Source organism: Clostridium sp. MSJ-8, assembly GCF_018918325.1.
Lineage (GTDB): Bacteria > Bacillota > Clostridia > Clostridiales > Clostridiaceae > Clostridium.
Map to the genome: position 1 here is coordinate 74117 of NZ_JAHLQH010000012.1, position 26797 is coordinate 100913.

At 29.7% G+C, this 26797-nt stretch carries 22 protein-coding genes and 1 riboswitch; of the genes, 19 read left to right on the forward strand and 3 right to left on the reverse strand.

The features are described 5' to 3' along the window. The first annotated feature begins 31 nt into the window (after positions 1 to 31). The 4 genes from KQI77_RS01700 to KQI77_RS01715 all read left to right on the forward strand — a co-directional run bounded on the left by KQI77_RS01700 (position 32) and on the right by KQI77_RS01715 (position 4914). Positions 32 to 1273 carry a restriction endonuclease subunit S gene (locus KQI77_RS01700; protein ID WP_216387661.1) on the forward strand — a complete coding sequence of 414 codons (1242 nt, stop codon included), beginning with the start codon at positions 32 to 34 and terminating at the stop codon, positions 1271 to 1273. Between the two features lie 22 nt (positions 1274 to 1295). Further along, a complete protein-coding gene (locus KQI77_RS01705) occupies positions 1296 to 2885 on the forward strand; it encodes a type I restriction-modification system subunit M (protein WP_216387663.1) in 1590 nt (529 codons plus the stop codon). 211 nt (positions 2886 to 3096) lie between these two features. Then, entirely contained in the window at positions 3097 to 3678 is a 582-nt protein-coding gene (locus KQI77_RS01710; RefSeq protein ID WP_216387664.1) for a zinc ribbon domain-containing protein, read from the forward strand. Positions 3679 to 3987: 309 nt separating this feature from the next. Further along, positions 3988 to 4914, forward strand: a complete 927-nt coding sequence (locus KQI77_RS01715; protein WP_216387666.1) for a site-specific integrase — start codon at positions 3988 to 3990, stop codon at positions 4912 to 4914. On the opposite strand, the gene KQI77_RS01720 is transcribed toward KQI77_RS01715, so the two are convergent. Continuing rightward, positions 4850 to 5458: a restriction endonuclease subunit S gene (locus KQI77_RS01720; protein ID WP_216387846.1), complete on the reverse strand. Its 609-nt coding sequence runs from the start codon at positions 5456 to 5458 to the stop codon at positions 4850 to 4852. The two genes, KQI77_RS01715 and KQI77_RS01720, sit on opposite strands and share 65 nt — an antisense overlap. A 184-nt stretch (positions 5459 to 5642) precedes the next feature. Further along, a complete protein-coding gene (locus KQI77_RS01725) occupies positions 5643 to 6257 on the reverse strand; it encodes a class I SAM-dependent methyltransferase (protein WP_216387667.1) in 615 nt (204 codons plus the stop codon). Between the two features lie 325 nt (positions 6258 to 6582). Here KQI77_RS01725 and KQI77_RS01730 point away from each other — a divergent pair, with 325 nt between their 5' ends. Together KQI77_RS01730 and KQI77_RS01735 are read left to right on the forward strand one after the other, a co-directional pair. Next, the gene (locus KQI77_RS01730) at positions 6583 to 7356 is read left to right on the forward strand and encodes a protein-ADP-ribose hydrolase (RefSeq protein ID WP_216387669.1); all 774 of its coding nucleotides are present in this window, start codon (positions 6583 to 6585) and stop codon (positions 7354 to 7356) included. Continuing rightward, positions 7307 to 8242 (forward strand): Sir2 silent information regulator family NAD-dependent deacetylase, encoded by a 936-nt coding sequence (locus KQI77_RS01735; RefSeq protein ID WP_253289298.1) that lies wholly within the window; start codon positions 7307 to 7309, stop codon positions 8240 to 8242. Before KQI77_RS01730 ends, KQI77_RS01735 begins: the two co-directional genes overlap by 50 nt. Positions 8243 to 8609: 367 nt before the next feature. Here the strand turns inward: KQI77_RS01735 and KQI77_RS01740 are convergent, their stop codons facing one another. Beyond that, positions 8610 to 9839 (reverse strand): M20 family metallopeptidase, encoded by a 1230-nt coding sequence (locus tag KQI77_RS01740; protein ID WP_216387671.1) that lies wholly within the window; start codon positions 9837 to 9839, stop codon positions 8610 to 8612. Positions 9840 to 10132: 293 nt separating this feature from the next. Here KQI77_RS01740 and KQI77_RS01745 point away from each other — a divergent pair, with 293 nt between their 5' ends. The 13 genes from KQI77_RS01745 to KQI77_RS01805 all read left to right on the forward strand — a co-directional run bounded on the left by KQI77_RS01745 (position 10133) and on the right by KQI77_RS01805 (position 26776). Further along, a complete protein-coding gene (locus KQI77_RS01745) occupies positions 10133 to 11416 on the forward strand; it encodes a sensor histidine kinase (RefSeq protein ID WP_216387672.1) in 1284 nt (427 codons plus the stop codon). Positions 11417 to 11444: 28 nt separating this feature from the next. Then, complete coding sequence (locus KQI77_RS01750; RefSeq protein WP_216387674.1) at positions 11445 to 12236, forward strand: response regulator; 792 nt, start codon at positions 11445 to 11447, stop codon at positions 12234 to 12236. Between the two features lie 120 nt (positions 12237 to 12356). Next, positions 12357 to 15938, forward strand: a complete 3582-nt coding sequence (locus KQI77_RS01755; RefSeq protein WP_216387675.1) for a hypothetical protein — start codon at positions 12357 to 12359, stop codon at positions 15936 to 15938. Between the two features lie 132 nt (positions 15939 to 16070). Then, entirely contained in the window at positions 16071 to 16751 is a 681-nt protein-coding gene (locus KQI77_RS01760) for a DUF6198 family protein (RefSeq protein WP_216387677.1), read from the forward strand. A 16-nt stretch (positions 16752 to 16767) separates the two neighbouring features. Continuing rightward, positions 16768 to 17727: a phosphoglycerate dehydrogenase gene (locus KQI77_RS01765; protein ID WP_216387678.1), complete on the forward strand. Its 960-nt coding sequence runs from the start codon at positions 16768 to 16770 to the stop codon at positions 17725 to 17727. Between the two features lie 83 nt (positions 17728 to 17810). After that, positions 17811 to 17944, forward strand: a riboswitch (cobalamin riboswitch). A 136-nt stretch (positions 17945 to 18080) separates the two neighbouring features. Then, positions 18081 to 18926: an energy-coupling factor transporter transmembrane component T gene (locus tag KQI77_RS01770; RefSeq protein ID WP_216387680.1), complete on the forward strand. Its 846-nt coding sequence runs from the start codon at positions 18081 to 18083 to the stop codon at positions 18924 to 18926. A gap of 4 nt (positions 18927 to 18930) precedes the next feature. Then, entirely contained in the window at positions 18931 to 20532 is a 1602-nt protein-coding gene (locus tag KQI77_RS01775) for an ABC transporter ATP-binding protein (RefSeq protein WP_216387681.1), read from the forward strand. Continuing rightward, positions 20525 to 21235 carry an ECF transporter S component gene (locus KQI77_RS01780; protein ID WP_216387682.1) on the forward strand — a complete coding sequence of 237 codons (711 nt, stop codon included), beginning with the start codon at positions 20525 to 20527 and terminating at the stop codon, positions 21233 to 21235. Before KQI77_RS01775 ends, KQI77_RS01780 begins: the two co-directional genes overlap by 8 nt. 2 nt (positions 21236 to 21237) lie before the next feature. Continuing rightward, positions 21238 to 23112 carry a hypothetical protein gene (locus KQI77_RS01785; RefSeq protein ID WP_216387683.1) on the forward strand — a complete coding sequence of 625 codons (1875 nt, stop codon included), beginning with the start codon at positions 21238 to 21240 and terminating at the stop codon, positions 23110 to 23112. Next, entirely contained in the window at positions 23099 to 23866 is a 768-nt protein-coding gene (locus KQI77_RS01790) for a DUF4430 domain-containing protein (RefSeq protein WP_216387684.1), read from the forward strand. Before KQI77_RS01785 ends, KQI77_RS01790 begins: the two co-directional genes overlap by 14 nt. Before the next feature lie 213 nt (positions 23867 to 24079). Next, positions 24080 to 24505: a MarR family winged helix-turn-helix transcriptional regulator gene (locus KQI77_RS01795; protein ID WP_216387685.1), complete on the forward strand. Its 426-nt coding sequence runs from the start codon at positions 24080 to 24082 to the stop codon at positions 24503 to 24505. A 4-nt stretch (positions 24506 to 24509) separates the two neighbouring features. Further along, the gene (locus KQI77_RS01800) at positions 24510 to 25787 is read left to right on the forward strand and encodes a cytidylate kinase family protein (RefSeq protein ID WP_216387686.1); all 1278 of its coding nucleotides are present in this window, start codon (positions 24510 to 24512) and stop codon (positions 25785 to 25787) included. 788 nt (positions 25788 to 26575) lie between these two features. After that, complete coding sequence (locus KQI77_RS01805; protein ID WP_216387687.1) at positions 26576 to 26776, forward strand: Rpn family recombination-promoting nuclease/putative transposase; 201 nt, start codon at positions 26576 to 26578, stop codon at positions 26774 to 26776. The last annotated feature ends 21 nt before the right edge of the window (positions 26777 to 26797 follow it).

Here is a 26797-nt window from a genome sequence, read left to right on the forward strand (position 1 = left end):
TAGATATAAAAAGTTAAAGGAGAAAATATTTATGGATAAAAATAAAGAAAAAAGTAATGTCCCTAAGATAAGATTCCCCGGTTTTACTGAACCTTGGGAACAGCGTAAATTAATAGAATACCTTGAAGTATCGAAGGAGAAGAATAAGGATGAAGTATATAACAAAGATGATGTTCTCTCTGTTTCAGGTGACTATGGAATAGTAAACCAGATAGAGTTTCAAGGACGTTCTTTTGCTGGTGCATCAGTTGCAAATTATGGTGTTGTTAAAAATGGAGATGTGGTTTATACAAAATCTCCACTTAAATCGAATCCATATGGCATAATCAAGACAAACAAAGGAAAAACGGGCATTGTATCAACTTTATACGCTGTATATAAACCACTTGAAAATACGAATCCTGAGTTTGTGCAAATCTATTTTGAGCAGGATGCAAGAATGAATAATTATATGCATCCACTTGTAAATAAAGGTGCAAAAAATGACATGAAGGTCTCTGACGAAAATGCTTTAAAAGGTGATGTTATCTTTCCGAAAAAAGAAGAACAAATCAAAATTTCAGAGTATTTTTCGAGCCTCGACCACCTTATCACCCTTCATCAGCGTAAGTTAGACGACTTAAAAAGGCAAAAAAGGGGATTATTACAAAAAATGTTTCCTAAAAAAGGAGAAAAAGTTCCAGAGATACGTTTTCCTGAATTTACAAACGATTGGGAACAGCGTAAGTTATATGAAATTGCTAAAATAGTAGGTGGTGGAACACCAAGTACTGCAAATGAAAAATATTGGGACGGTGATATAGATTGGTACTCTCCAGCTGAAATAAATGATCAAATTTATGTTGAGAGTAGTGAAAGAAAAATAACAGAATTAGGATTAAAAAAAAGCTCTGCTAAAATATTGCCAGCATATAAAACAGTTCTTTTTACAAGTAGAGCTGGTATTGGAAAGATGGCTATTTTACGTAAGCCTGGCACTACTAATCAAGGCTTTCAATCTATTGTATTAAACGATAATACTGATTCATATTTTGTTTATTCAATGGGAAGCGCTATTAAACAAAAAGCTGAAAAAGTTGCATCAGGGTCAACATTTGCGGAGATATCTGGTAAGACATTGGGTAACCTTAAATTTATGTTCCCAAATGAAGTAGAACAAAAGCAGATTGGAGAATTTTTTAAAAAGCTTGACAACCTTATCTCCCTTCATCAGCGAAAGCTAGATCATTTAAAAGAACTAAAAAAAGGATTATTACAACAGATGTTTGTATAGTATAGAAAGGAAGTAAAAAAATATGAATAATAATGTAGAAACAATAAGTGGTAAATTATGGGCTATGGCTGATAACTTAAGAGGTAACATGGATGCTTCAGAATATAAAAATTATATTTTAGCATTTATGTTTTATAGATATCTTTCAGAGAACCAAGAGAAATATTTAGTAGATAATAATGTTATTGATGTTAAAGAAGGACAGTCTGTTAATGAAGCCTATATAGAACAAGCATCAGGAGAAGAACTAGCTGATTATTTAGAAGATATTTCATCAAGTTTAGGATATGCAATTGCACCTAATGATACATGGCAATCATTAATTGAAAAAATAGACAATTTACAAGTAATACCTAGCGATTACCAAACAATATTTGATAATTTTAATAAGAATGCAGAATTAAACAAAGAAGCTTCAAGAGATTTTAGTGGGGTATTTAATGACGTTAATTTAGGAGATTCGCGTCTTGGAAGTACTACTAATGAACGTGCTAAGGCACTTAATGGAATAGCTAAATTAATTGATAGTATAGAATATAAATCAGAAGATGGTAAAGATGTTTTGGGAGAAATATATGAATATCTTATAGGTCAATTTGCTGCAAGTGCTGGTAAAAAAGGTGGAGAATTTTATACACCACATCAAGTAAGTATAATTTTAGCTAAGATTGTTACAAGTGATGTTCAAAATAAAGATGAATTTTTCAGTGTATATGACCCAACAATGGGATCAGGTTCATTATTGCTTACTGTTGGTCAGGAATTATCAGAGGGAACTCCAATAAAATATTATGGACAGGAATTAAATACAACAACTTACAATTTAGCTCGTATGAATTTAATGATGCATGATGTATCTTATAACAATATGATGTTAAGTAATGCAGATACATTAGAAACAGATTGGCCAGATGGTCCAGATGAAAAAGGCATAGATCATCCACGTACTTTTGATGCAGTAGTAGCAAATCCACCATATTCAGCAAAATGGGATAACAATGAAACAAAATTAAAAGATGCTCGTTTTAGTGAGTATGGTAAATTAGCACCTGCATCTAAGGCAGATTATGCATTTATTTTGCATAGCATTTATCATTTGGATAACAATGGAACTATGGCGATTGTATTACCTCATGGAGTGTTATTTAGAGGTGCAGCAGAAGGTAAAATAAGAAAAACACTTATTGAAAAAAATTACTTAGATACAGTAATAGGATTACCAGCAAATTTATTTTATGGAACAAGTATTCCAACTACAATATTAGTGTTAAAGAAGAATCGTAAGAATAAAGATATATTATTTATTGATGCAAGTAAAGAATTTGAAAAAGGTAAGAATCAAAATAAATTAAATGAAGAAAATATAGGGAAAATAATAACTACGTTTAAAGAACGTAAAGATGTAGATAAATATGCACATTTAGCTTCTATTGATGAAATTAGAGAAAATGATTTTAATTTGAATATTCCACGTTATGTTGATACCTTTGAAGAAGAAGAACCAATAGATTTAGAAGAAGTAAATAAACAATTAGAAGAAGATAATAGAGAAATAGCAACATTAGAAGCAGAAATTAAAGAACAATTAAAGATATTAGGTGTTAGAATTTAGGTTAAATAAGGAAGATATTTTGTATCTTCCTTATAATAAATTATTTTGCTAACAATAAAAAAGATATAGCAAGGTCACCTAAAAAAATAGAAAATGTTGATATATTTGTTGAAACTAATCAAAGTGCTAATTCAATTAGAAACTTAATAATGAAAGCATTAAAAAAATACAATATAAATAATATTTGATAAAATATATGGAGGGGAATGTTATGCCGTTAATGAAATGCCCGGTATGTGGTGAGGACATATCAACAAATGCTAATTTTTGTCCGCATTGTGGGGAACCATTTAATAATAATGATAATAGAGATGTTAGGGGATTAATACCACCTGATTTTCCAATAGATATGAATCTTGGAAAACAAATTGTTAATTGGACATATGATGCAGCAGTAACTGGTTCATACAATAATAGTGGTGATATAAGAGATAAGATACCAAGTGGGAAGATACATGTTTTGTTATTTCAACATGGTTTAAAAATATGTGGTCCTTTTTTTACACCTTATCTAGAGTTGCACAATTCTCAAATTCATAGCATATCTGAAATGTCAGGGATGGAATTAAAAAATAAATCAGTAATTGGACGTGCTGTAATTGGAACGGTTGTGTTTGGTGAAATAGGTGCAATTATAGGAGGATTATCAGGTGTTGGGTTAAAAAATAAGCGTGTATATTATTTAGTAATAAATTATTGGAGTAGAGATACAAAGGAATTATTTAGTATTACTATTGAGTGTAAAGAATCAAATAGAAGATTTATAGAAAGATTTAATAAACAAAAATCATAATTATTAAATAGTAATTAGACTAAAAGAATGTTTTTTACAAGGATTCTCAAAAGAAAAAAGTGGACTTGCCATTATTCTGAATCTATTGTCTATGAATATATTCCAGTAGTTTTATTAACGTGGGAAGATTATCAGGATTAAGAATGTGGCGATAAATTAATGGATGTTAATCTTATCTTGTTTATTAGTCTTTGTTATAGAAAATTTTGTTGGATTTCTTTGTTGGGATGAAGGCAATGTTATTGAATAACATCTACTATTTTAATTATAATATTCTGTCAGCGTGGGAGAAGAAAAGAGGTAATTAAAATGTTAGATGAAATAAAAAGAACTGATTTGTTTTGTGATTATTATGAACAATGGATTACTATATATAAAGAAGGTGCTATTAGCAAGGTAACAATGAATAAATACCATATGACACATTCATGGTTAAAAAGATTAATACCTGAAGTTAGGATATGTGATTTAACTCGTATAATTTATCAACAACTACTTAATGATTATGCTATATACCATGAACGTCAAACAACAATGGATTTTCATCATCAATTAAAAAGTTCAATTTTAGATGCATTAGATGAAGGATTGTTAGATAGAGATCCAACAAGAAAAGCTATAATAAAAGGAAAAACACCTAGAGAAAAGAAGATAAAATACTTGAATCAATTTGAGCTTCATACATTATTAAATAATTTAAAATTGGAAGATGAAATTAACTGGGATTGGTTTATATTATTGATTGCTAAGACAGGTATGCGTTTTTCTGAAGCATTAGCACTAACACCAAAAGATTTTAATTTTTCTCATCAAGTTTTATCAATAAATAAAACATGGGATTATAAAAATAATAGTGGATTTATGCCTACTAAAAATAAATCATCTATTAGAAAAATACAATTAGATTGGCAGACTATTATTCAATTTTCTCAACTATTAAAAAATTTACCTGATGATAAGCCTATTTTTGTGGATGGAAAGGTATATAACTCTACAATAAATAATAGGTTAGAAAAACACTGTAAAAATAATAATATACCTGTTATTTCTATACATGGATTAAGGCATACGCATGCATCATTGTTATTGTTTGCCGGAGTATCTATAGCTAGTGTTGCTCGTAGATTAGGACATGCAAGCATGACAACTACTCAAAAAACTTATTTGCATATTATACAAGAGCTAGAAAATAAAGATATAGATTTAGTAATGAGATCTTTATCTGAACTAAGTTAAAAATATAAAATTTATGCTCACGCTGATGAAGGGAGATAAGGTTGTCGAGTTGTTTAAAAAATTGCCCTATTTTTTCTTGCTCTAACAATGTTGGAAGATTAATCTTTAAGGATTTTATATTTTCTGCATTTATATTAACATTAGCAGATTGTTGAATAATCCCTTTAAATTGACTCTTACAACTGTCTGATTGATAAAAACAACCAAAGAATTCATTATTTAAAATTTTTTTATTAAATCTAAAATCAATTAGATAAGAGCCGAAAATAGCAGGGATCTCGTCATAAACAATGCCATATGTCCCTACATTACCACTACGAACAATTAAAAAATCCCCAACTTCAACCTTAAATGCCACATAGTCTTTTTCCGTTGCATCTATTTTAGGAGTATCATTTATCTTTAGAACATTGTCAATCAAATCTGTTCCTCTAAGTAAATAATATTTCTTTGAAATATCATATTCTTCTGTTGTGTAGAACCCTTGTTTATGAAATTCTGTTATCTCAGAAACCTTACGCTGTTCCCAAAAGTTAAAAAAGATGTAAAAATTATTGAATTAAAGATAAATTTTGTGTTAATATCTGTAAAAAATATGTGTTTTAAAAAGTTTTGCAACGATTTGAGGAGTAAGAGTCAAAGATTTCGCGTATTTTAATTATATATCTCTGATGATAAAATAAACTCAGATAGTGAAAATACTTACTATCTGAGTTAAAATTTAATATTTATTTCTTTTTGGCTAAAATGCATAACCAATGTTTATTATTGTCATAATGACTTTCTATTTCAGAAAATCCTGCTTTCTTTAAAGCATCATGAATTTGTTCTTCATTATAGATGTTCATACCATCAATTACTTTGGTCCATTTTTCATCTCCATCATTTAAACCGTCACATTCATTACATATCATGAATATTCCACCATTCTTTAGAATACGATTTACTTCTATAAAGCATTCTACCAAGCCAGGCCAGAAATAAATAGTTTCAAAAGCAGATGCACAATCGAAAGAAGCATCTAAAAAGGGCATATTTGCAACGTTCCCTTGAATTACTTTACATTTACCTTCTTTAATTGCAGCTTCATTTACTCTTTTGGATTCTGCTACACTAACTTCAGAATAATCAAGTCCTGTTACATGACTATTATTACATTTGTCTAACCATGCAGCTATGTTTGCACCTCCACCACAGCCTATATCTAGAATATTGAGGTTATCTTTTGATGAAAACTTTGAAAATCCCCAATTTGCTAATTGTCGGTGACCATTGTTCATAATTTTTACCATTACTTTTCCACCAAGACCATTTGGCTTACAAGTATTTTGAAAAAAACTCATAAAATATCATCCTTTCAAATTACAGTTTAATTGAATATATTTATTATACTACAATGATTATCACAATCAATAACTATAAATGATATTGTTAGAACTTTTTTTGTTTTTGTACCTGTGGTATTCTAAAGGTACAAAAAGATAATGTCACATAACAATTTATTTTAGTAGGTAGTGAAAATGACATTATCAAATATTTTTGGATGGAGAGAAGAAAAGCAAACAAGTACAGTATTGAGGAGCATTAGATAATTAGACAGAAAGCCATATTTTTATATTAATGAATATGAGAATTGTACAATAAAAGCTATTGAAAGAAGATGAGAAAATGAATCAAAGTGAGAGAAGAATGTATTTAATTCAGAGATTATTAGAGGAACAGGCGCAATATTCAAGTATTGAGATTCCAGCAAATTCAAGTAAACAAAAAATATTACTTCGTTCACTAATGAATGTTAGAATGCCCAAACCTATAGATGATGAGTTTGAGAAAATTCAAGACCAATATTTACAAAAGGTCAATGAAGATAAGGGTATTATAACTTTTGATGATATGAATGAAATACAACCAGATATTTATATTTGGAAAGGAGATATAACAAGACTACAGGTGGGAGCTATTGTGAATGCTGCTAATAGTGGAATGACTGGATGCTATCAACCTTGTCATAACTGTATTGATAATTGTATTCATACTTATGCTGGTATTCAGTTAAGAAACTATTGTAACGATATTATGATAAAGCAAGGAAAAGAGGAGCCTACAGGTCAAGCAAAGATTACACCAGCATTCAATTTGCCTTGTAAGTATGTTATTCATACAGTTGGACCTATTGTACAAAATATACTTACTAGAAAACATGAGCTTTTACTTGAATCATGTTATAGATCATGCTTAAACATAGCAGAAGATAATAGTGTGAAAAGCATAGCATTTTGTTGTATTTCAACAGGTGTGTTTAATTTTCCAAATGATAAAGCAGCAGAAATTGCGGTAAAGACAGTGAAAGAATATAAACAAAAATTTAATTCGAAGATAAAGGTGATATTTAATGTTTTTAAAGAAGAAGATGAAAAAATCTACAATCAGCTACTCAGATAAATTATCAAAGATAAAAGAAAAGATAGAACAAGCAGATGCTATTGTAATTGGTGCTGGGGCTGGACTTTCTACATCAGCTGGATTTGATTATAGTGGAGAACGTTTTGAACGATATTTTTCTGATTATATAGAGAAATATGATTTTACTGATATGTATTCTGGAGGATTTTATTCTTATGATACCTTAGAAGAATATTGGGCATATTGGAGTAGATATATTTATATAAATCGATATATGGATCCTCCAACAAAACTATATAATAATATTTTTAAGCTAGTTCAAGATAAAGACTATTTTGTATTAACAACTAATGTGGATCATTGTTTTCAAAAAGCAGGTTTTGACAAGAATAGATTATTTTATACACAAGGTGATTATGGATTGTTTCAGTGTAGTAAACCATGTCATTATAAGACTTATGATAATAAAGAGGTCATTAGAAAGATGGTCCTTAGTCAAGGATTTACAATAGAAGATGGACAATTATTGAAGCCTAAAGAATCAAAAATAAAATTAACAGTACCTACGGAGTTAATTCCTAAGTGTCCAAGATGTGGTCGACCTATGGCTATGAATCTTAGAGCAGATGATACTTTTGTTCAGGATGCAGGATGGGATAAGGCTGCTAGCAGATATGAGAAGTTTATGGAAAATCACAGAGGGGAAAAAGTTGTTTTTATTGAATTAGGAGTGGGGTACAATACTCCTGGCATTATTAAATATACATTTTGGCAATATGCATATAATTGGAAAAATGCATTTTATATTTGTATTAATAGTGGGCAGGCATATGTACCACCTGAGATAGAGGATAAATCGATTGGAATAGATTCAGATATAGCTAAGGTTATTAATGATTTAAATGCAAAAGAAGAGTATAGATGAAATGATTAATGTTGCTTGTTAATTATAAAACTAAACTAAATACAAAAGAAGCTTTTATTTGAAGTTCACGAAGAAAACTATTAATGTTTTAAATAAATTTATAGCATTAAAATTAATTCTCTTGATCTTTTTCTTGGAAATAATGAAGATTTAAGACTATGTAGATGTACGATGCCATTTTATATTAGTTGAGAAATTAGTTTCTTATTAGATGTGACTAATATAGAGTATTATCTTAAAATATTATAAGGTCTTTTCCATGAAAATGTTGAAGGTATAATAATTAATATTATCCAATAAATAACTTCAACACAGTTATGGAAAAGACCTTATATTGTTATTTTCCTGTAGCAATACGAACTACAGTTTATAAGTTATGCTCTTCTAGCCAACGTATTGCTGCGTAAGCATATACAGCACTTCCTTTTGCCAAAGCAGCTTCGTCAAATTTTGCTTTTGGGTGATGCTGAGGATAACAATAACCATCATTTGGAGTTCCAGCAGCAAATGCAAGCATAATAGATGGAACTTCTTGACTTACATAGGCAAAGTCTTCTGAACCTGCTGATTTTGAAGCCTTTTTGTCTCCAGCCATAGCATTTAATTGACCAGCAGTAAATACTGTTGATTCTCCTAATAATTCTTTAAGATATTTTACAGTACAATTAGATAAATCTTGATCATTTACAAGAGTAGGGCACCCACTTCCAAAAGTAACTTCAGCAGTAGCACGGAAAGATTTTGCAATACATTCACATATTTCAGTCATTCTAGTTTTTAAGAATTTTCTAACCTCTTCGTCATAAGTACGAATTGTACCACATAGTTCTACAGTATCAGGAATAACATTACCAGCATTACCTCCATGAATAGAACCTATTGTAAGAACAGCTTCATCTAAAAGGGACAATTCTCTTGCATTTATTTCTTGAAGGGCAGTTATTATATGTGCAGAAACAGTAATTGGATCAACTCCGTTATTTGGCATAGAACCATGACAGCCTTTTCCCTGAACATTAATTGTAAAATAATCTGCAGCAGGTGCACTAACGCCTCCATCACACACAATTGCAGTTCCTGTTTTAAATGGCATTCCTGCCATAACATGAATCATTAAAGCTGCATTCACATCTGGATTTTTTAATAATCCGTTGTTAATCATATCTTTTGAACCTTCAAAAATTTCTTCTGCAGGTTGAAACATAAGTTTTATTGTGCCATTAATTTCATTTTCATGATTCTTTAATAGTTTGGCAGCACCAAGCATCATTGTAGTATGTAGGTCATGACCACATGCATGCATTTTTCCATTTGTTGATGGAAAATCTACATCTGCTTCTTCTTTTATTGGAAGAGCATCCATATCGCCACGTATTAAAAAAACTTTTCCTGGTTTATGACCACCAGCAGTAGCTATTAAACCAGCTTTTCCACATTCTTGTGGTTCATAACCTAGTTTAATAAGTTTATTTTTTACAAAATCTAAAGTATCCTTAATATCGAAACCAGTTCCTGGATGTGTATGTAGGTAACGTCTTGTAGCAATGAGTTCTTCTGAGTATTTTGTTGCTTCTTGTAATAATTCATTTGATATCATACTGATATTTCCTCCTAATAAATGTTTATTATAGATAAAAGTACTTATTCTATTATATTTTGTATAAAAAATGGTGCCCTTCGATTATGAGAGCACCGTTGTTTATTAAAATAATATCGTATTTTTGTTAAATTAGCAAGTTTGGTATTATTTACATAAATAATATCTCATTGCTTATTAGTGGAATTAGGCTATTTATTATATGATGGAAAATACTTAACTATAGAATTAGAATTAAAACACGAAAATAACATTATGTAAAATTATTTATTCAAAAGAAAAGGAGGATGGGTATGCCATCTATTAGACAGATTCACATTGCACTAGAACTATGGGGAGGTATATTTTGCTTAATTGCAGCATTTTGCACATGGATAGAAAGAAAAAGCAGTATTAAGGGGACAACTAGTCTTGTTAAATTACAAGTTATAAATGCAGTATTATTGTTTTCTGATTCTTTTGCATGGATTTTTCGTGGAAGAGAAACAACATTAGGATATTATATGGTTAGAATTAGTAATTTTCTTGTGTTCTCATTAGGATATGCACTTGTTATAGCGTTTTCATCTTATGTAGATAGTGTATGTGAATTAAAGGGAAGACAGAAAAAAATTCTGTATTTTGTAAACATAAGTGCCGTTATATTATTTGGAATATTAATAATATCTCAATTTATACATATTTATTATGATTTTGATATACATAATTGCTATTATAGAAAAAATATGTTTTGGATATCTCAAATTACTGGAATAATAGAAGAATTAATTATAGCATTAATTATAGTTTCAAATAGAAAGAAGTTAGGTACGTTTAAGTATATAGCATTATTATCTTATGTAATACTTCCCATAGTAGCAATGATAATTCAGATATTTGTATATGGAATTGCAATATTAAATATGGCAGTGACAATATCTATATTGTTATTGTTTGCTCAATCATTATATGAACAAGCTAATTATATGGCGGAGCAAGAGAGAGAATTGAATAATACAAAAATTCAAATTATGATGTCACAGATTCAACCTCATTTTATATTTAATAGTTTAACAACAATAAAACATTTATGCCGAAAGAATCAAGCAGAAGCAATAGAAACAATAGATGAATTTGCATCTTATCTTAGAGGAAGCATAGATTCTCTTAATCACAATACTTGTATTGAGTTTGAGCATGAGATAGAGCTTGTAAAGAATTATTTGTATATGGAGAAGAAAAGGTTTCAAGATAAATTAAACATTGTATATGACATTAATGTAGTTGGATTTTTAGTACCACCTCTTAGCATTCAACCGTTAGTTGAAAATGCTGTAAAGTATGGAATAAGGGGAAAAACCTCTGGTGGAACAATAACAATTTCATCTAATGAAGATAAAGAGAGATATGTTATAAAAGTAATAGATGATGGTGTTGGATTTGATTTATACAAAGATAAAAATGATGGAAGAATTCATGTAGGTATAAAAAACACAGAAACAAGGTTAAAACTTATGTGTAACGGATCTCTTAAGATAATAAGTCAAGAAGGAAAGGGTACAGAAGTTATTATTACAATACCAAAGAAACAAAAATAGTAAGATTAACAAAAGAAAGGAAAAAACAATGAAGATAATTGTAGCAGATGATGAACCTATAATTTTAGAGGAAGTTGTAGAGATATTACAAGAATTAGAACCAAAAGCTGAAATATATGATTTTTTAGTTCCAGAAGACCTTTTAGAATTTGCAGAAAATAATCAATGTGATGTAGCTTTTTTAGATATTGAGATGGGAACAATAAGTGGTGTTCAAGTTGCTAAAAAGCTAAAGCAAATATATCCCAAAATTAATATTATATTTGTAACTGGTTATTCAGAGTATGCACAAGTAGCTTTTAAGATAAGAGCAAGTGGATATGTATTAAAACCACCTACAAAAAAGAACATAAAGGAGGAGCTAGAGAATTTACGTAATCCAGTATCCTTTAATACATGTGATAAATTAGTAGTGCAATGTTTTGGAAATTTTGATGTGTTTATGAATGGAGTACCTATAAAATTTCAACGTAACAAGTCCAAGGAATTATTAGCTTTTCTTATTGATAGAAGAGGTAGTGCAGTTACAGCAAAAGAAATATGTAGTATATTATGGGAGAATAGTGAACATGATCTAAAAAATATACAATATCTGCAAAAGTTAAAGAGTGATTTAATAAAAGCATTAAAAGAAGTAGGAGCAGAGAAGGTATTCTTGTATTCTAGAAATAATTATTCTATAAATGTTGATGAAGTTTCCTGTGATTATTATGATTATATAAATGATAAGCCAGAAGGTATAAGAGCTTATAATGGTGAGTATATGAAACAATATAGTTGGGCAGAAGTAACTAATGCTAATATTGTTAAGGAAAAGTAACTAATGTAAATGTATTTTTAATAATGAGAAATATGTCATATTTTGTCCTAAATTTGTCCTAAAAGAAATTATAAAATAAAAGTATAGAAAAGTATAAAAGAAAGGTTAGGAGTGGACAATATGAATAAGGTTAAGAAAAAGATATTAGCTATAATTGTAGCAATAGCTGTTGCTATAGGGCTATTTCCTATAAAAGCACAAGCAGAAGAAGGTGGAGTTCAATATGAAACAATTGATATAGATAATTCTTCTTTAAATGGAAATGCAATATGGGGAGCAAGTGAAGAATTTAATAATGATGTAACTTTAGATCATTATGCAGCATTTTATGCTTCTAGTTCAGATAGAAATGGTGGTATAGGTGGGTTACCTATAGATGGTAAGTTACAAGTAGATGGTAAACAAGTTAGTAATGTTCCTTATAAGTTAGCTGCAGGAGACAATGAATCAACAGCTTATGATGGTAATGACTGTATTTGGTTATATTCAGGCAATGAATCTGTTACTATGAATTTACAAACAATAGGAGCTTATGAAAAGATTTATGTGTTAGCTACAGCAGGTGGCCCAGGCGAAAAAAATTATGCTAAGTTTAATGTTACCTTAAATTATACAGAGGGTAAACCTAGTGAAACTACTTATCAACTTTACGATTGGTATGATATGAGTTCAGTTGACGGAGTTGAACAATATCCTTCAGTTATGAGAATAGAAAATTCAAATGGAGAATATACTGGAAGTATAGGAGCAGGACCAATACTTCAATCTGCAACAATAGATGTTGATAAAACAAGGTTATTAAAATCTATTACATTTAATTTGCAAGGGTTAAATAATGGAAATACAATCCCAGACAATTTATATTGTGGTGTATTTGCTGTAACTGGTGCAACTCCTTCAGGTGCACCTGATAAGCCAGTTGCAACAGCAGCAACTGATGTTAATAGAAATACACCATGTTTTACAGCAAACTGGAAAGCTGTTGAGGGTGCTACTAGTTATTGCTTAGATGTAGCAACTGATAGAAACTTCACAAAAATTTTAGGATCTTATAATAATACAAATGTTGGTAATGTTACAAGTTATGAAATAAATTCAGAAATTAGTGCAGATACTACTTATTATTATCGTGTACGTGCTATAAATGATAAAGGACAAAGTTTAAGTTCAAATCGTATTGCTACAGGTTTACCAGAATGGGCAAGAAGTGCAGGGTTAACTGAAGAAGAAGCAGAATATAATCCAGAAACTGGAGCATTAATAGTTAATAAAGATGCTACGCTTACAGGCCCTATCAATATTCCAACTGGTGAAAGCACTATAATAAGCATAAATAATAATAGCGTAATAACAGCAGCTCAAGGACAACCAGCAATAAAGGGAAGTGGTTCAGATATTGAACTTTCAATAACTGGATCAGGAAGTATAAAAGGTAGTGATGGTACAAATGGTAGTGATGGAACTCCAGCTATAGATTTAAGTGAAGCAAGTGGTACGCTAGAAATATCTGGTAATACAAAAATTTCTGGTGGAGCAGGAGGAAATGCTCAAGGTGACAATGGAAATGGTGGAAATGGTGCTGATGCCATTAAGGGTGGCACTAAGCTAAATATACAGGTATCAGGTGATTCTACTAATACAGAAATTAAAGGTGGAAACGGTGGAGCAGCAACTGGAAATGGAACTGGTGGAAATGGTGGCTCTGGAATAAATGGTAATAATATAAATGCACAAGGTGGAAGTAATATATCAGGAGGAACAGGCGGAAGTTCTGAGAGTGGAACTGCAGGACAACAAGGTGAATCAATAGAAGGTTATATATCGGGTAGTATTGAAATAAATGGTAAAGGTGTATACAATGAAACTTTAACAGTAAATACATCAGGAATTACAAATGCATCAGGAGAAATATCATATAGATGGAAGAGAAATGGAGAATATATAGATGGAGCTAATGGAATTAGTTATACATTAACTGATAATGACATTGGAGCAATTATAAGTTGTGAGGTTACTTGCTCAGACAAAAAGGGCAGTCTTGAACAGAGATTTGAAGGTGTAATAGAAAAAGAAACAGTTGCAAAACCATCAGGCATAACAGTTGATCAAAACGGAGATATAACAGGAGTTACTTCTGAAATGGAATATAGTACAACTCCAGATTTTAGTGATGCAATACCATGTTATGGAACAGAAATAACAGGATTAGAATCTGGAACTTACTATATTAGAATAAAGGAAACAGATACTACTAAAGCAAGTGAATATGTTAGTGTAACTGTTTCGAAGCCAGAACCAACATATTCAGTAACTGTAAAAAATGGATCAGGAAGTGGTAGTTATAAAGAAGGTGATATAGTTACTATTACTGCAGATTCTGCTCCAAAAGGAAAAGAATTTGATAGTTGGAGTGTAATAAGTGGAGGAGTGGTTTTGGAAAAAAGTACTAGTTCTACAACAAAATTTATAATGCCTGCATCAAGTGTAGAAATACAAGCAAATTATAAAGACATTATAACACCAGAACCAACATATTCAGTAACTGTAAAAAATGGATCAGGAAGTGGTAGTTATAAAAAAGGCGATGTAGTTACTATTACTGCAGATTCTGCTCCAAAAGGAAAAGAATTTGATAGTTGGAGTGTAGTAAGTGGAAGAGTAGTTTTAGTAAAAAGTACTAGTTCTACAACAACATTTATAATGCCTGCATCAAATGTAGAGTTAAAAGCAATTTACAAGGATATTATAGTACCAGAGCCAACACCGGACCCAAGTCCAGAACCAACACCAGACCCAAGTCCAGAGCCAACACCGGACCCAAGTCCAGAGCCAACACCGGACCCAAGTCCAGAACCAACACCAGACCCAAGTCCAGAGCCAACACCGGATCCAAGTCCAGAACCAACACCAGACCCAAGTCCAAAGCCAACACCGGACAAACCAGATTCTGGAGATGGATCTGATTTAGGAGAAATAAAAAATGATACTAATCCTGACAATAACGAATATGGTGCCAATTTAGATAATAGTTCTTCAGAGTTAAAGGACAAGCTATTAACTCCAGAAGAAAAAGATCGTATATCAAATGGTGAAAATGTAAGAGTTTATCTAGAAGTAGTTGATATTAAGGATAAAGTATCAAAAACAGATAAAACATTAATAAATAAAAATATAGATAGTTCTATGCAGATAGGAACTTATTTAGATTTATCATTATTTAAGCAAGTAGGTGCAGATGAACCTAAAAAGATTACTAATACAAATGGTTCTGTAACAATAAGCTTCAAAGTACCAGAAAACTTAATTAATAATAGTTCTTCTATTAACAGAACATATAAGATAGTAAGAGTTCATGAAGGTGTTGTATCAATTTTAGATGCTACATTTGATCCAGAAACAGGAAATATTATATTCGAAACAGATGCATTTTCAACTTATGCACTTGTGTATACAGATAATGTAAAAGCTGATGTTAAAGATGACAATAAAAATACTAATAAGGACAGTAATACTGGTACACCTATAGCTACTGTAGTAAGTGATAATAAAACTACATTAGAAAGTAATACACAATCTAATAAGTCTAATGGTATAAAAACAGGCGATACTAATGAAGTTGGAAGCTTATATGCTTTATGTGGAATTTCAATGATGGTAATGTTAGTATATGTATATCGTAGAAAATTAAATAAAAACAAATAGTTGATTTATTAGAAAAATGGCAGATAAATATTAGTGTTTATCTGTCATTTTTTTATTTCTGAAATCCTTGTTAAATTTTTGATATAGGTATAAAATTAAGAATGTCAAAATATGTTGAAAAGAGGGATAAATGTGGAAGACAGTAAAGTATTATCTGAAGAATCTTCTCATTCTAGTATTAGAGGAGAAGTTGCATTATTAATAGCTGTTATTATTAATAGCTTAGGGGTGGTTTTAATGTTATATTCTGGATCGGGAATATCTGCTATATCTAGTGTTCCGTATGCATTTTCAGAAGTATTTAAGAATATATCATTAGGAACATGGACCTATATATTTCAAGGTGTGTTAGTTATGACTCTAATGATTTTAAGAAAGAAATTTGTACCTGCATATCTTTTTAGTTTTGTGGTAGGTTTTATATTTGGAGAGATGTTAGATGTTCATGAACTATGGATAAATGTTTTACCACATACTATTGCATGGCGTATAGTATATTTTATAATTAGTTATTTACTAATAAGTATAGGGATAGCTCTTTCAAATAGATGTTGTTTACCTATTATACCAACAGATTTATTTCCACGTGAGTTATCTGATATATTTAATACAGCTTATTCTAAGATAAAGATTGCTTTTGATGTAACATGCTTATTAATAACAGCAGGAATGACATTTATTATATTAGGACATTTAGATGGATTAGGAATAGGAACTATCTTGGCAGCTTTTACTATGGGTAAGATGATAGGTATAATTGGAGATTGGATGGACAAGCATTATAAGTTTAAATCTTTTATGAGCAAGGAGTAAGAAGTGAGGGAATATAATGAAAGTCGTAATAACAGCAAGAGATTATAAAATAGAAGGATGTAATGCAATAGATAACTTAAAAAAAGCAGGACATGAGGTTATAGATTATAGTGAAGAACATTATAGTAACAGTAGTAGTGAAGAAGAGGTAATTGCTGCAATAGGAGATGCAGATGCAGTTATTGCAGGATTAGAACCATATACAGAATATGTAATTAAGCATTGCAAAAACTTGAAAATAATTTCTAGAAGAGGGATTGGATATGATAATGTTGATGTATCATATTGTAATAAGAATAACATAACTATAGCTAGAACTGTAGGTGCAGTTGAAGGTGCTGTGGCAGAACATGTTATGGCATATATTCTATATTATTCTAGGAGAATTGATCTTCAGAACAAGAAGATGCAAGAAGGTAAATGGGACAGAATTATGACTTCTGGGGCGAAGAATCATGTATTAGGGCTTGTAGGATTTGGGGGTATAGGTAAGGAAATCGCAAGAAGAGCTATACCTTTTGATATGAAGGTAATATATTATTGCCGTAATCCTAGAGATAATTGGCAAGAAGAATATGGTGTGGAATATAAGCCATTAGATGAACTACTTGCAGAAAGTGATTATGTTTCTATTAATGTGCCATTAACAGAAGAAACTAGAGGTATGTTTGATGGTGAATTAATAAGCAAGATGAAAGAAGGGAGTTATCTTATTAATATAGCTCGTGGACCTGTAGTTGATGATAGCTCACTTAAAAGAGCTATAGAGAGTAAGCATTTAGCAGGTGCTGCAATAGATGTTTTTGATAAAGAGCCTTGTATGGATTCAATATTAGTTGGAATTGATAATACTATATTAACTCCACATACAGCATCTTATACAAAGGAAAATTTTATATGTATGAATGATATGGCTGCACAAAATGTTATAGACTATTTTAATAATTGTCTAAATAAAGATTATAAAGTCATATAATATAAATAAAATATTAATTTATGAATAAAAAGAGAATAATATTTAAAAAAACAAAAAAAGATATATTAATATATAAAAATTACTGATATAATAATCAATAAATAATATGGAAAAACAGATTTAGTATAAAGGAATGTGGTGCAAGTCCACGCAGCCCCCGCTACTGTAAGTATGTTATAATACAAGTCAGATACTTTAGCTATTTCTGATACTGAATTCCTAGGTGGGAGGAATAGAAGTATAGCTTTGATTGATATAGAAGGCCCACGTGGGTCTTTTTTTATTCTTTAGAAAATTATATTTTGTTTATAGGTGCAAATAAGTATCTTAGAAGAGGAGGTTATTTTAGAAAGATGTATCATGTTCTATCTACATTATGTTTAATTATTTCTATGATGATAGTTACATTTTCTAGTGATAATCCTATGATAGTTCTATCAGCACTTATATGGAGTGTAGTGTTACTTGTTAGATATAAGGATTATAAGAAGCTTAAGTTAGGTATGCTACTTATGATACCTATGATTTTAGTTACAGGTATAGTAAATATTATTATAGTGAATGCGGGAAACATAACATTATTCACGATTTTTGGTAAGGCTGTAACTCTTGAGATATTAATGTATATATTGGTGTCTAGCATGAAGCTATTAGTAATAATTTATTTGTTTAATATATTAAATAACTTATTAGATACTGATAAGGCTGTTTCTTATTTTAGTAAAAGATGTCCTAGAGTAACATTAATTGTACTTCTATCTCTTAAGCTTATACCTAATATGAAGAAAAGAGTACAATCACTTAAGAATACATATATAATTCGAGGAAGTAATCTAGAAGCTTCATCTAAGAAGGAAAGTATTAAGGCATATGTTCCTATATTGTCTATATTACTAGAAGATTCTCTGGAAAAATCCTTTGATATAGGAGAGAGTGCATATGTTAGAGGATTTGGAAGTGGCAAGAGAAGTGAGTATGAGAAGAGTAAATTAGTATTTAGAGATTATGTAATTATATTCTATTTTATATTTATTGCAATTATGCACATTACCTTATGTGTTTTAGGAAAGATAACTTATGATATTTATGGAGGTAATGGTATATTTTCTTTTATAAATGTTTATTCTGTGTTAGAAGCGGCAATAATATTAATTAGTATGTTACTAATGATTAGCAATGTAACAACTAAGAAAGGATGATTTGGTGGGATATATAGACATAGAGAATCTATCTTATAGCTATAGGATAGGATCTAATAAGGTTTTAAATGATATTAACTTATCTATAGATAAGGGCGAGATAGTTCTGATTATGGGTGAGAGTGGTAGTGGCAAGTCATCTTTACTTAGAACGTTAACTGGGGCTATTCCTCATTTTTATGGAGGAGAGATAAGTGGAAGAGTTTTGTACGAAGGTAAATCATTAAGTGACATGACTCAGCGAGAGAGAGCTAGTAAGGTAGCGATGGTATTTCAGTCACCTGAGAGGCAGATTATTATGGATAAGGTACATAAGGAAGTAGCTTTTTCATTAGAGAATATAGCAGTACCAGAGAATACTATAAGAAGAAGAGTATTTGAAGCATTACAGTTCTTGAAGCTATTACCTTATGCGTATAAGGATATAGACAATTTATCTGGTGGTGAGAAGCAGAAGGTAGTGCTTGCATCAGTTTTAGCTATGAAGACAGATGTAATAATATTAGATGAACCAACTTCTCAGTTAGATCCTCAGAGTAGTGAAGAATTTATTAATTTACTTAAGAAGATTAATCAAGAATTAGGTAAAACTATAATAATTGTTGAACAAAAAGTTGATTACATATATGATATAGCGGATAAAATAATACTTTTGAAGGAAGGAAAGGTTGATTTTATTGGCACTAGACAGGAATTATATAAGAGAAACGATGCAAGGTTCTTGCCTATGTATCTTAAGATAGCTAGACAGTTTCATTTTACAGATATAAGAGATATAAGAGATATGAGAAGACAATTAGAGATATACCTACAAGATAAGAGAAGAATATCTAATGAATCTAGTAATATTGATATTGAAGAAAAAGTTATCTTAGATATACATAATATGAATGTTAGGATAGAAAACAAGGATATACTTAAAGATATTAACATTGAATTCTGTGAGGGAAAGATTTATAGCATATTAGGTGAAAATGGTGCAGGTAAGAGTACTTTATTGAAGGCTATAATGAATTTGATAAGATATAATGGCACTATTAAACTTAGAGATAAGAAGTTATCTAAGATTAAATCTTCAGAAATAGCTCATTACATAGGATATGTCTCACAAAATCCTAATGATTATATATCTAAGGATACAGTATATGATGAAGTTAAGTTTACCTTAGATAACTTTGGAATAGACAATACAACACAAGTTGATGAAGTATTAAAAGAATTAGGAATAGATAACCTTAGAGATAAGAATCCAAGAGATATAAGTGAAGGAGAAAAGGAAAGAGTTGCTATAGCTAGTATTCTAGTTATGAATACGGATATTATACTATTAGATGAACCTAGCAAAGGACTTGATTATGAAAGTAAGAAGAAGCTTGGAGATATATTAAAGCATCTAAAGGAACAAGGCAGAACTATTATTATGGTTTCTCATGATATAGATTATGTAGCAGAGTATAGTGACAACATAATACTACTGCTAAATGGTGAGATAATAGACAAAGGTAAAACTCGAGATATATTAAGTGAAGGTATATATTACACATCAACTGTTAATAGGTTATATAGTGGTGCTTTTACACTTGAGGAGCTGAGTGAGTATGAGTAGATACAGAAGATTTTTATATATAATAATTGTTTTAGTACCTCTATTATTACTTATGATATTTTCAGGAGATATATCTAATAAGAGCTATTATTCCCTAATTATAACTGCATATATTATATTCTTATTGTTTATGGCTTATATGTACTTTGAAAAGAGTAAAAAAGGAGTTCAAGAGATAGCAGTAATAGCTACCTTGAGTTCAATATCTGCTATAGGTAGAGTTATATTTGCCCCTATACCTAATGTTCAACCATCTACTTTTATTATACTGATATCTGGGCTAGTATTTGGATGGTATGATGGATTCCTTATAGGAGCAACAACAGCCTTTGTATCTAATATATTTTTAGGTCAAGGACCATGGACACCTTGGCAAATGATTGCATGGGGTATAATAGGTATAATTGGTGGACTTATGAAGAGGAAAAACAAGAAACCCAAGATTGAATATTTTACAATAATATCATTTGTGTGTGGTATATTGTTTGGATTCATAATGAATATGTGGCATGTTATTGGTTTTCTTAAGGATATAAGTAAAGAAGCAATTTTATTAACTTATCTTAATAGTGTATATTATGATGTGTTACATGGTGTGGGAAATGTAATTTTCTCATTAGTATTTTATGAAAGTTTTTATAAGATTTTAAATAGATTTTATGCAAGAACTTACTTTAAAGAAGATAATATAAAGGAGAGATAAGGATGGAAAAAAGAATAACTAAAAAAGTTATATCAATTTTAACAATACTTGTTATGCTACTTGGAATTATGCCTACAAAACCAACATTAGCAAGTGATGTTATGTCAGTTTATGTAAGAGTGGAAGGTGTAAATAGTACTATTGCAGAAGGTGAAAGTTCAGGTGCAACTGTATATGAAGCATTAACTAATCTTCTAGATAAAAAATCAATTGATTATGTATTAACACAAGGTGCGTATGGTCCATATATATCTAGTATAGCAGGATTAACAGAAGCTAGCTTTGGTGGTTATGATGGCTGGATGTATGTTATTAAGAATGGTAGTGTCATAAGTGATTCTATGGATTTACAAGATGGATGTGAAGTAACATTTTATTATGGAGCTTATGGTACAACTTATTCACCTAATTCTATAAAGTTTGATCCAGAAGTACCTAAAGCTAATGAAGAATTTACATTAACAGTTGCTAATTCATCACTTGATTGGACTACTAATCAAGAAGTAGTAACACCATTAAGTGATATTATAGTATCTATTGATGGTCAAAAATATCTTACTGATGACAAAGGACAGATAAAATTATCTTTAGATAATGGAACACATACTTATGAATTTGTAGATAATAATGATGCAAATACTATTCCAACTGTTGTAAAATCAAAAGGAACATTTGTTACAGATGGTGTAAATAAGCCTCAAATTCTATATAGCGATAAAAATTACGACAATACTAATAAAGATAATATAAGTACTGATTTAGATGAATACATTAAAAACACAACTTCATATATGGTAAGTAACAAAGTTAGCCAATGGGGTGCATATTCACTATACAAACAATCTACTAAAGCTACTGAAGGATTCCTAGATTCACTAAAAGAAAATATAAGCTATGGTGTTAGTGATATGAGTGGAACAGAATTAGAAAGTGCTATTATAGGCTTAGCTTCATTAGGATATTCTCCATATAATTTTGAAGGAGTAGATTTAGTAAGTGAGTTATATAATAGAGATATTAATAAGTTCGTGAACAATGAAGCGATATTTGCTCTTTTAGTATACAGAGCAGTAAACCTACAAGGTGATTACAAGATAACTGAAGCTGATATGGTAAACAAGATATTAGATGGATATGACAACGGTGGATGGTCTTGGAATGGAGTTGGTTCAGATCCTGATATGACAGGAGCAGCTATAAATGCATTAGCTCCATATTATAATGGCAAAACTTTAGATGGAGTAGATAATACAGAAATAAAGAATAAAGTTAATGGTTCAGTAGAATTATTAAAAAATGCACAATTAGAAGATGGTAATATAGGTGGTACTTATGGAGCATCTAGTGAAACTAATGCTTTTGTAATATTAGGACTTGTATCTATAGGAATAGATCCAAATGGTACAGAATTTACTAAGGATAATGGAAGCTTATTAACTGCATTATTATCTTATAGCGGAGATAATGGAGCATTTAATCATAATGATTCACTTAAGAATAATATGTATGCTACTGAAAATGTATATAGAGCATTAATAGCATTAAAAGATTTCTATAATAACGGTGTGGCTGATTATTATACTTCAAACCTTAAGTTAACTAAAGACGAAGATAATTCTTCTGATATAGATGATTCTAATAAAGATAATTCAAATGATAATTCTGGTGTAAACAATAGTATTACATCAAACAATGATAAGAACAATCAAGGAAATTCTACCTTAAGTGGAGATAATAAGACTGCGGTAGCATCTCAAAATAAAACAGGTGATAATAATAATATGTATATTTTATTACTTATATGTACAACAGCTGTAGTTATAATGGCTAATGCAATAGGCAATAAAAGAGAAGGATTAAATAATGAAGCTAAATAAGAAAAAGTTAATTATTTTAATAGGTGTATTAATAGTTTCTGCAAGCTTAATTTATGGAGCTAATTATTTAAGAGCTTCTATAACTAATAGTTCTAATAATAAAGTAGCCTCTAATGTTGATGATAATGAGAAAAGTAAAGCAGAAATCAAAGATAGCAAAAACAAAGATAATAAGGAATCTGTAGAAAAAAAGGAGAATACCGAAGATTCTTCAACGGAAAGTAGTAACCCTAAAGAAAATTCTACAGAAAATAGTAACACTAATGACAAGCATAAAGCTAGTAGTAATACAGAGAATAATTCATCAGTTAATATAAACCAAAATCAAAATTCTACTTCTAGTAATGATAACAATAATAAAAACACAGAAACAAAGAATGAAGATAAAAATGTAAATACTGTTGAGCCAAGCATTGCACCAGTTGAAGAAAAAAAGAGTCCTGCTATAAGTATGCAGATAATAGATGAAGCAAGTAATTCTTTTGCTCCAAAGAATTACACACTAGAATTTACAAAAGGGGAATCATTTAATGATATAATGAAAAGATTCTTACCTAAGTATGCTACAGACTATAAGATGATAGATGGATATTTATCTAAGCTTTTTGGATTAAAAGAAAGAGATGCTGGTATAAACAGTGGATGGATATTCTATGTTAATGGTGTTAAAAGTCCAGTAGGAATGAAGGACACATACTTGAATGATGGAGATAGTGTTATTTGGAAGTATGTAGTAGATGGAGTTAATAATTAAATTAGCTTTTAAGTTAAAATCATAAAATGAAAAATCGCTGTGGGCATTAAGCTTACAGCGATTTTTGACTTTAAAATTATGTTAAATGAATTTGTATAAAAAATATATAATGTGTAAATATTAAAACATCCTACAAACTTGACAAATATTTGCGGGGTATTATACTGATACTTAGAAAACTAATAATTAGAATTCTAAGTAAAGGAGGAAAATATGGATAAATCATTTCATTATACATTAATGGCAAATCAAGCATTAGTGCAAAAAAGAATAATAGAGAAGTTAAAAGAAACCAATTTAACAATAGGTCAGCCTAAGGTTCTAGATTTTCTAAAGGAGCAAGATGGAATAAGCCAGAAAGATATTGCAAAAGGATGTATGATAGAACAAGCATCACTTACATCTATCTTACATAGGATGGAAGACTTGGGGATGATAGAACGTAAGATGATAAATGGCAATAGACGTTCTCTATATGTATACTTAACTGAATATGGCAGAGAGTTAGCATTAAAGGTAGACAATGCCTTTAAAGAAATCGAAAGCAATGCTTTTGCAGGAATATCAGAAGAAGAAACAAAACAATTTATGAAGATTTTCTTGAAGATTGAGGGGAATCTTTTAGGAAGGGAAGAATAAAATAATGGAAAAACTTAAGAGGTATATAATTTTTGCAATTGGATTATTTATAAATTCTTTAGGAGTTAGTTTTATAACTAAAGCTAATTTAGGAACATCACCTATATCATCAGTTCCTTATGTACTTAGTTTGAATTTTCCTCTTACATTAGGAAATTTCACAATTTTATTTAGCTTATTATTAATAGCATTACAATTAGTTATTTTAAGAAAGAACTTCAAACTAGAGCATGTTTTACAGATACCAATATCAATTGTGTTTGGATATTTTATTGATCTTACAATGATTTTATTGCAATCTGTAGATCCTAAGTCATATATTATGAAGATTATATTTTTGTTAATTGGATGTATTATATTAGGCTTTGGAGTTTATCTTGAAGTATTAGCCGATGTAGCTATGCTTCCAGGAGAGTCATTTGTAAGAGCTGTATCATCTACATGGAATACAGAATTTGGTGTTACCAAGATATGCTTTGATGTATCTATAACAGTACTTGCTGTAATTATATCATTTGTTTTATCTCATAAGTTAAATGGTGTTAGAGAAGGAACAATTATAGCAGCACTTTTAGTTGGTTTTATAGCTAGAAACTTCCAGAGATTCTTGAAACCATTAGAGAATGTAGTGTTTCCTGATAATAAAGGTACTGCAACAGACCAAATAACTGAATCAACTTATAAAAAACCAGTAATAGTAATAGGTAGACAATATGGTAGTGGTGGATATGAGATAGGCAAATATTTAGCAAAAAAATTAAATCTTGAGTTCTATGATTATGACATAATAAAAATGACAGCAGGAACAACTGGAATGTCTACTGAATATATAGAGAAGCGAGAAGAAAAGATGACTAATAGCTTTATATTTGATTTGGTCAATCAAGTATATGCATATACTCCAGGTAAGGAAGCACCTAAGGATAAGATATTTGAAGCTGAGTCAAAGGTAGTTAGAGAATTAGCTGAGAAGGGAAATTGTGTTATAATAGGACGTTGCTCAGATTATGTATTAAGAGATGAAAAGAATGTAATAAGTTTATTTTTACATGCGTCTCTAGAAGATAGAATTTCTAGAGTTATAAAAAGGGAAGGACTTTCCGAAAAGGATGCCAAAGAAAAGATTCATAAAATGGATAAATTAAGAGCAGATAATTATCATTATTATACTCATAGATTTTGGGGCTATTCAGGTAATTATGATTTGTCTATTGATACAAGTATAGGAGAAGAAGTGATTGAAGAAATTATAAAGAAAATACTACCTAATTTAAATCATTAATATATTTCAATAATTAATATAAAAATTATATTTTATAAGTAAATAAGATAATGTATATAAAATCCAATGTTATTTAAATATAATTAAAATTATGTTTTCTAATGATTAGTATCAAATATTATGTGTTTTCATAAATAGCATAATTTCATTAAGTATTTCTAAATATAAAAAAATTAAGGTAGCTAAATGTTGTAAACTCACTAAAGTTCAAACAGTACAACATTTTAAACGCTACCTTAATTTTTTTACAATAAGAAATACTAAAATTCATTATGAAGATTTATTCAAAGCAATAATATTGATACTAATTAAGAAAATCATAATATTAGCATTATCAAATAACATTGGATTTTTCACTATAATACTATTTACTTAAATCATTAAAATTTGATATTAATCAACTGAAAAGATAAATAATCAAAAATAAACAAAGTCAATAATTTTTTTGCTAGAAATTCTGAAGCCTTAAGATACTTTCAGACAATACAGATATACTAAAATAACCATAACGCTTAAATAATTAAAATATAATAGGCTTAGTGGAAGTAACCATTATTGTTAGGGTTAGAATTATAGGTAGATATAGAATAATATAACCATGAAGAATTAAAGGCTAGGTAAGATTAGTATGGAACAATCGGTTACTGAAACTAATGCTATTATATTTTAATTATAAAACTGCTTTGTGGAATCAATATCATTCTATTTTAATTGATATTGATGAATAATTCTGTATAATTAAGGACATAATAAACAAATGAAAAAGAAATTTATAGGAGCAGGAAGACATGACAAAAGAATATAATAGAGACATACATCATTTACATGACAAGAGCTACAAGGATTTATATTCTAAGAAAGAAATAGCAGCAGACTTATTTAAGAACATAATAAAGACCGAATGGGCGCAGCATATAGATGCAGATAAATTAACTCTAGTTAATAAGTCCTATGTAACATCAGATTATGAGGAAACAGAGACAATATAATAATATTTTTGTTGATAATAT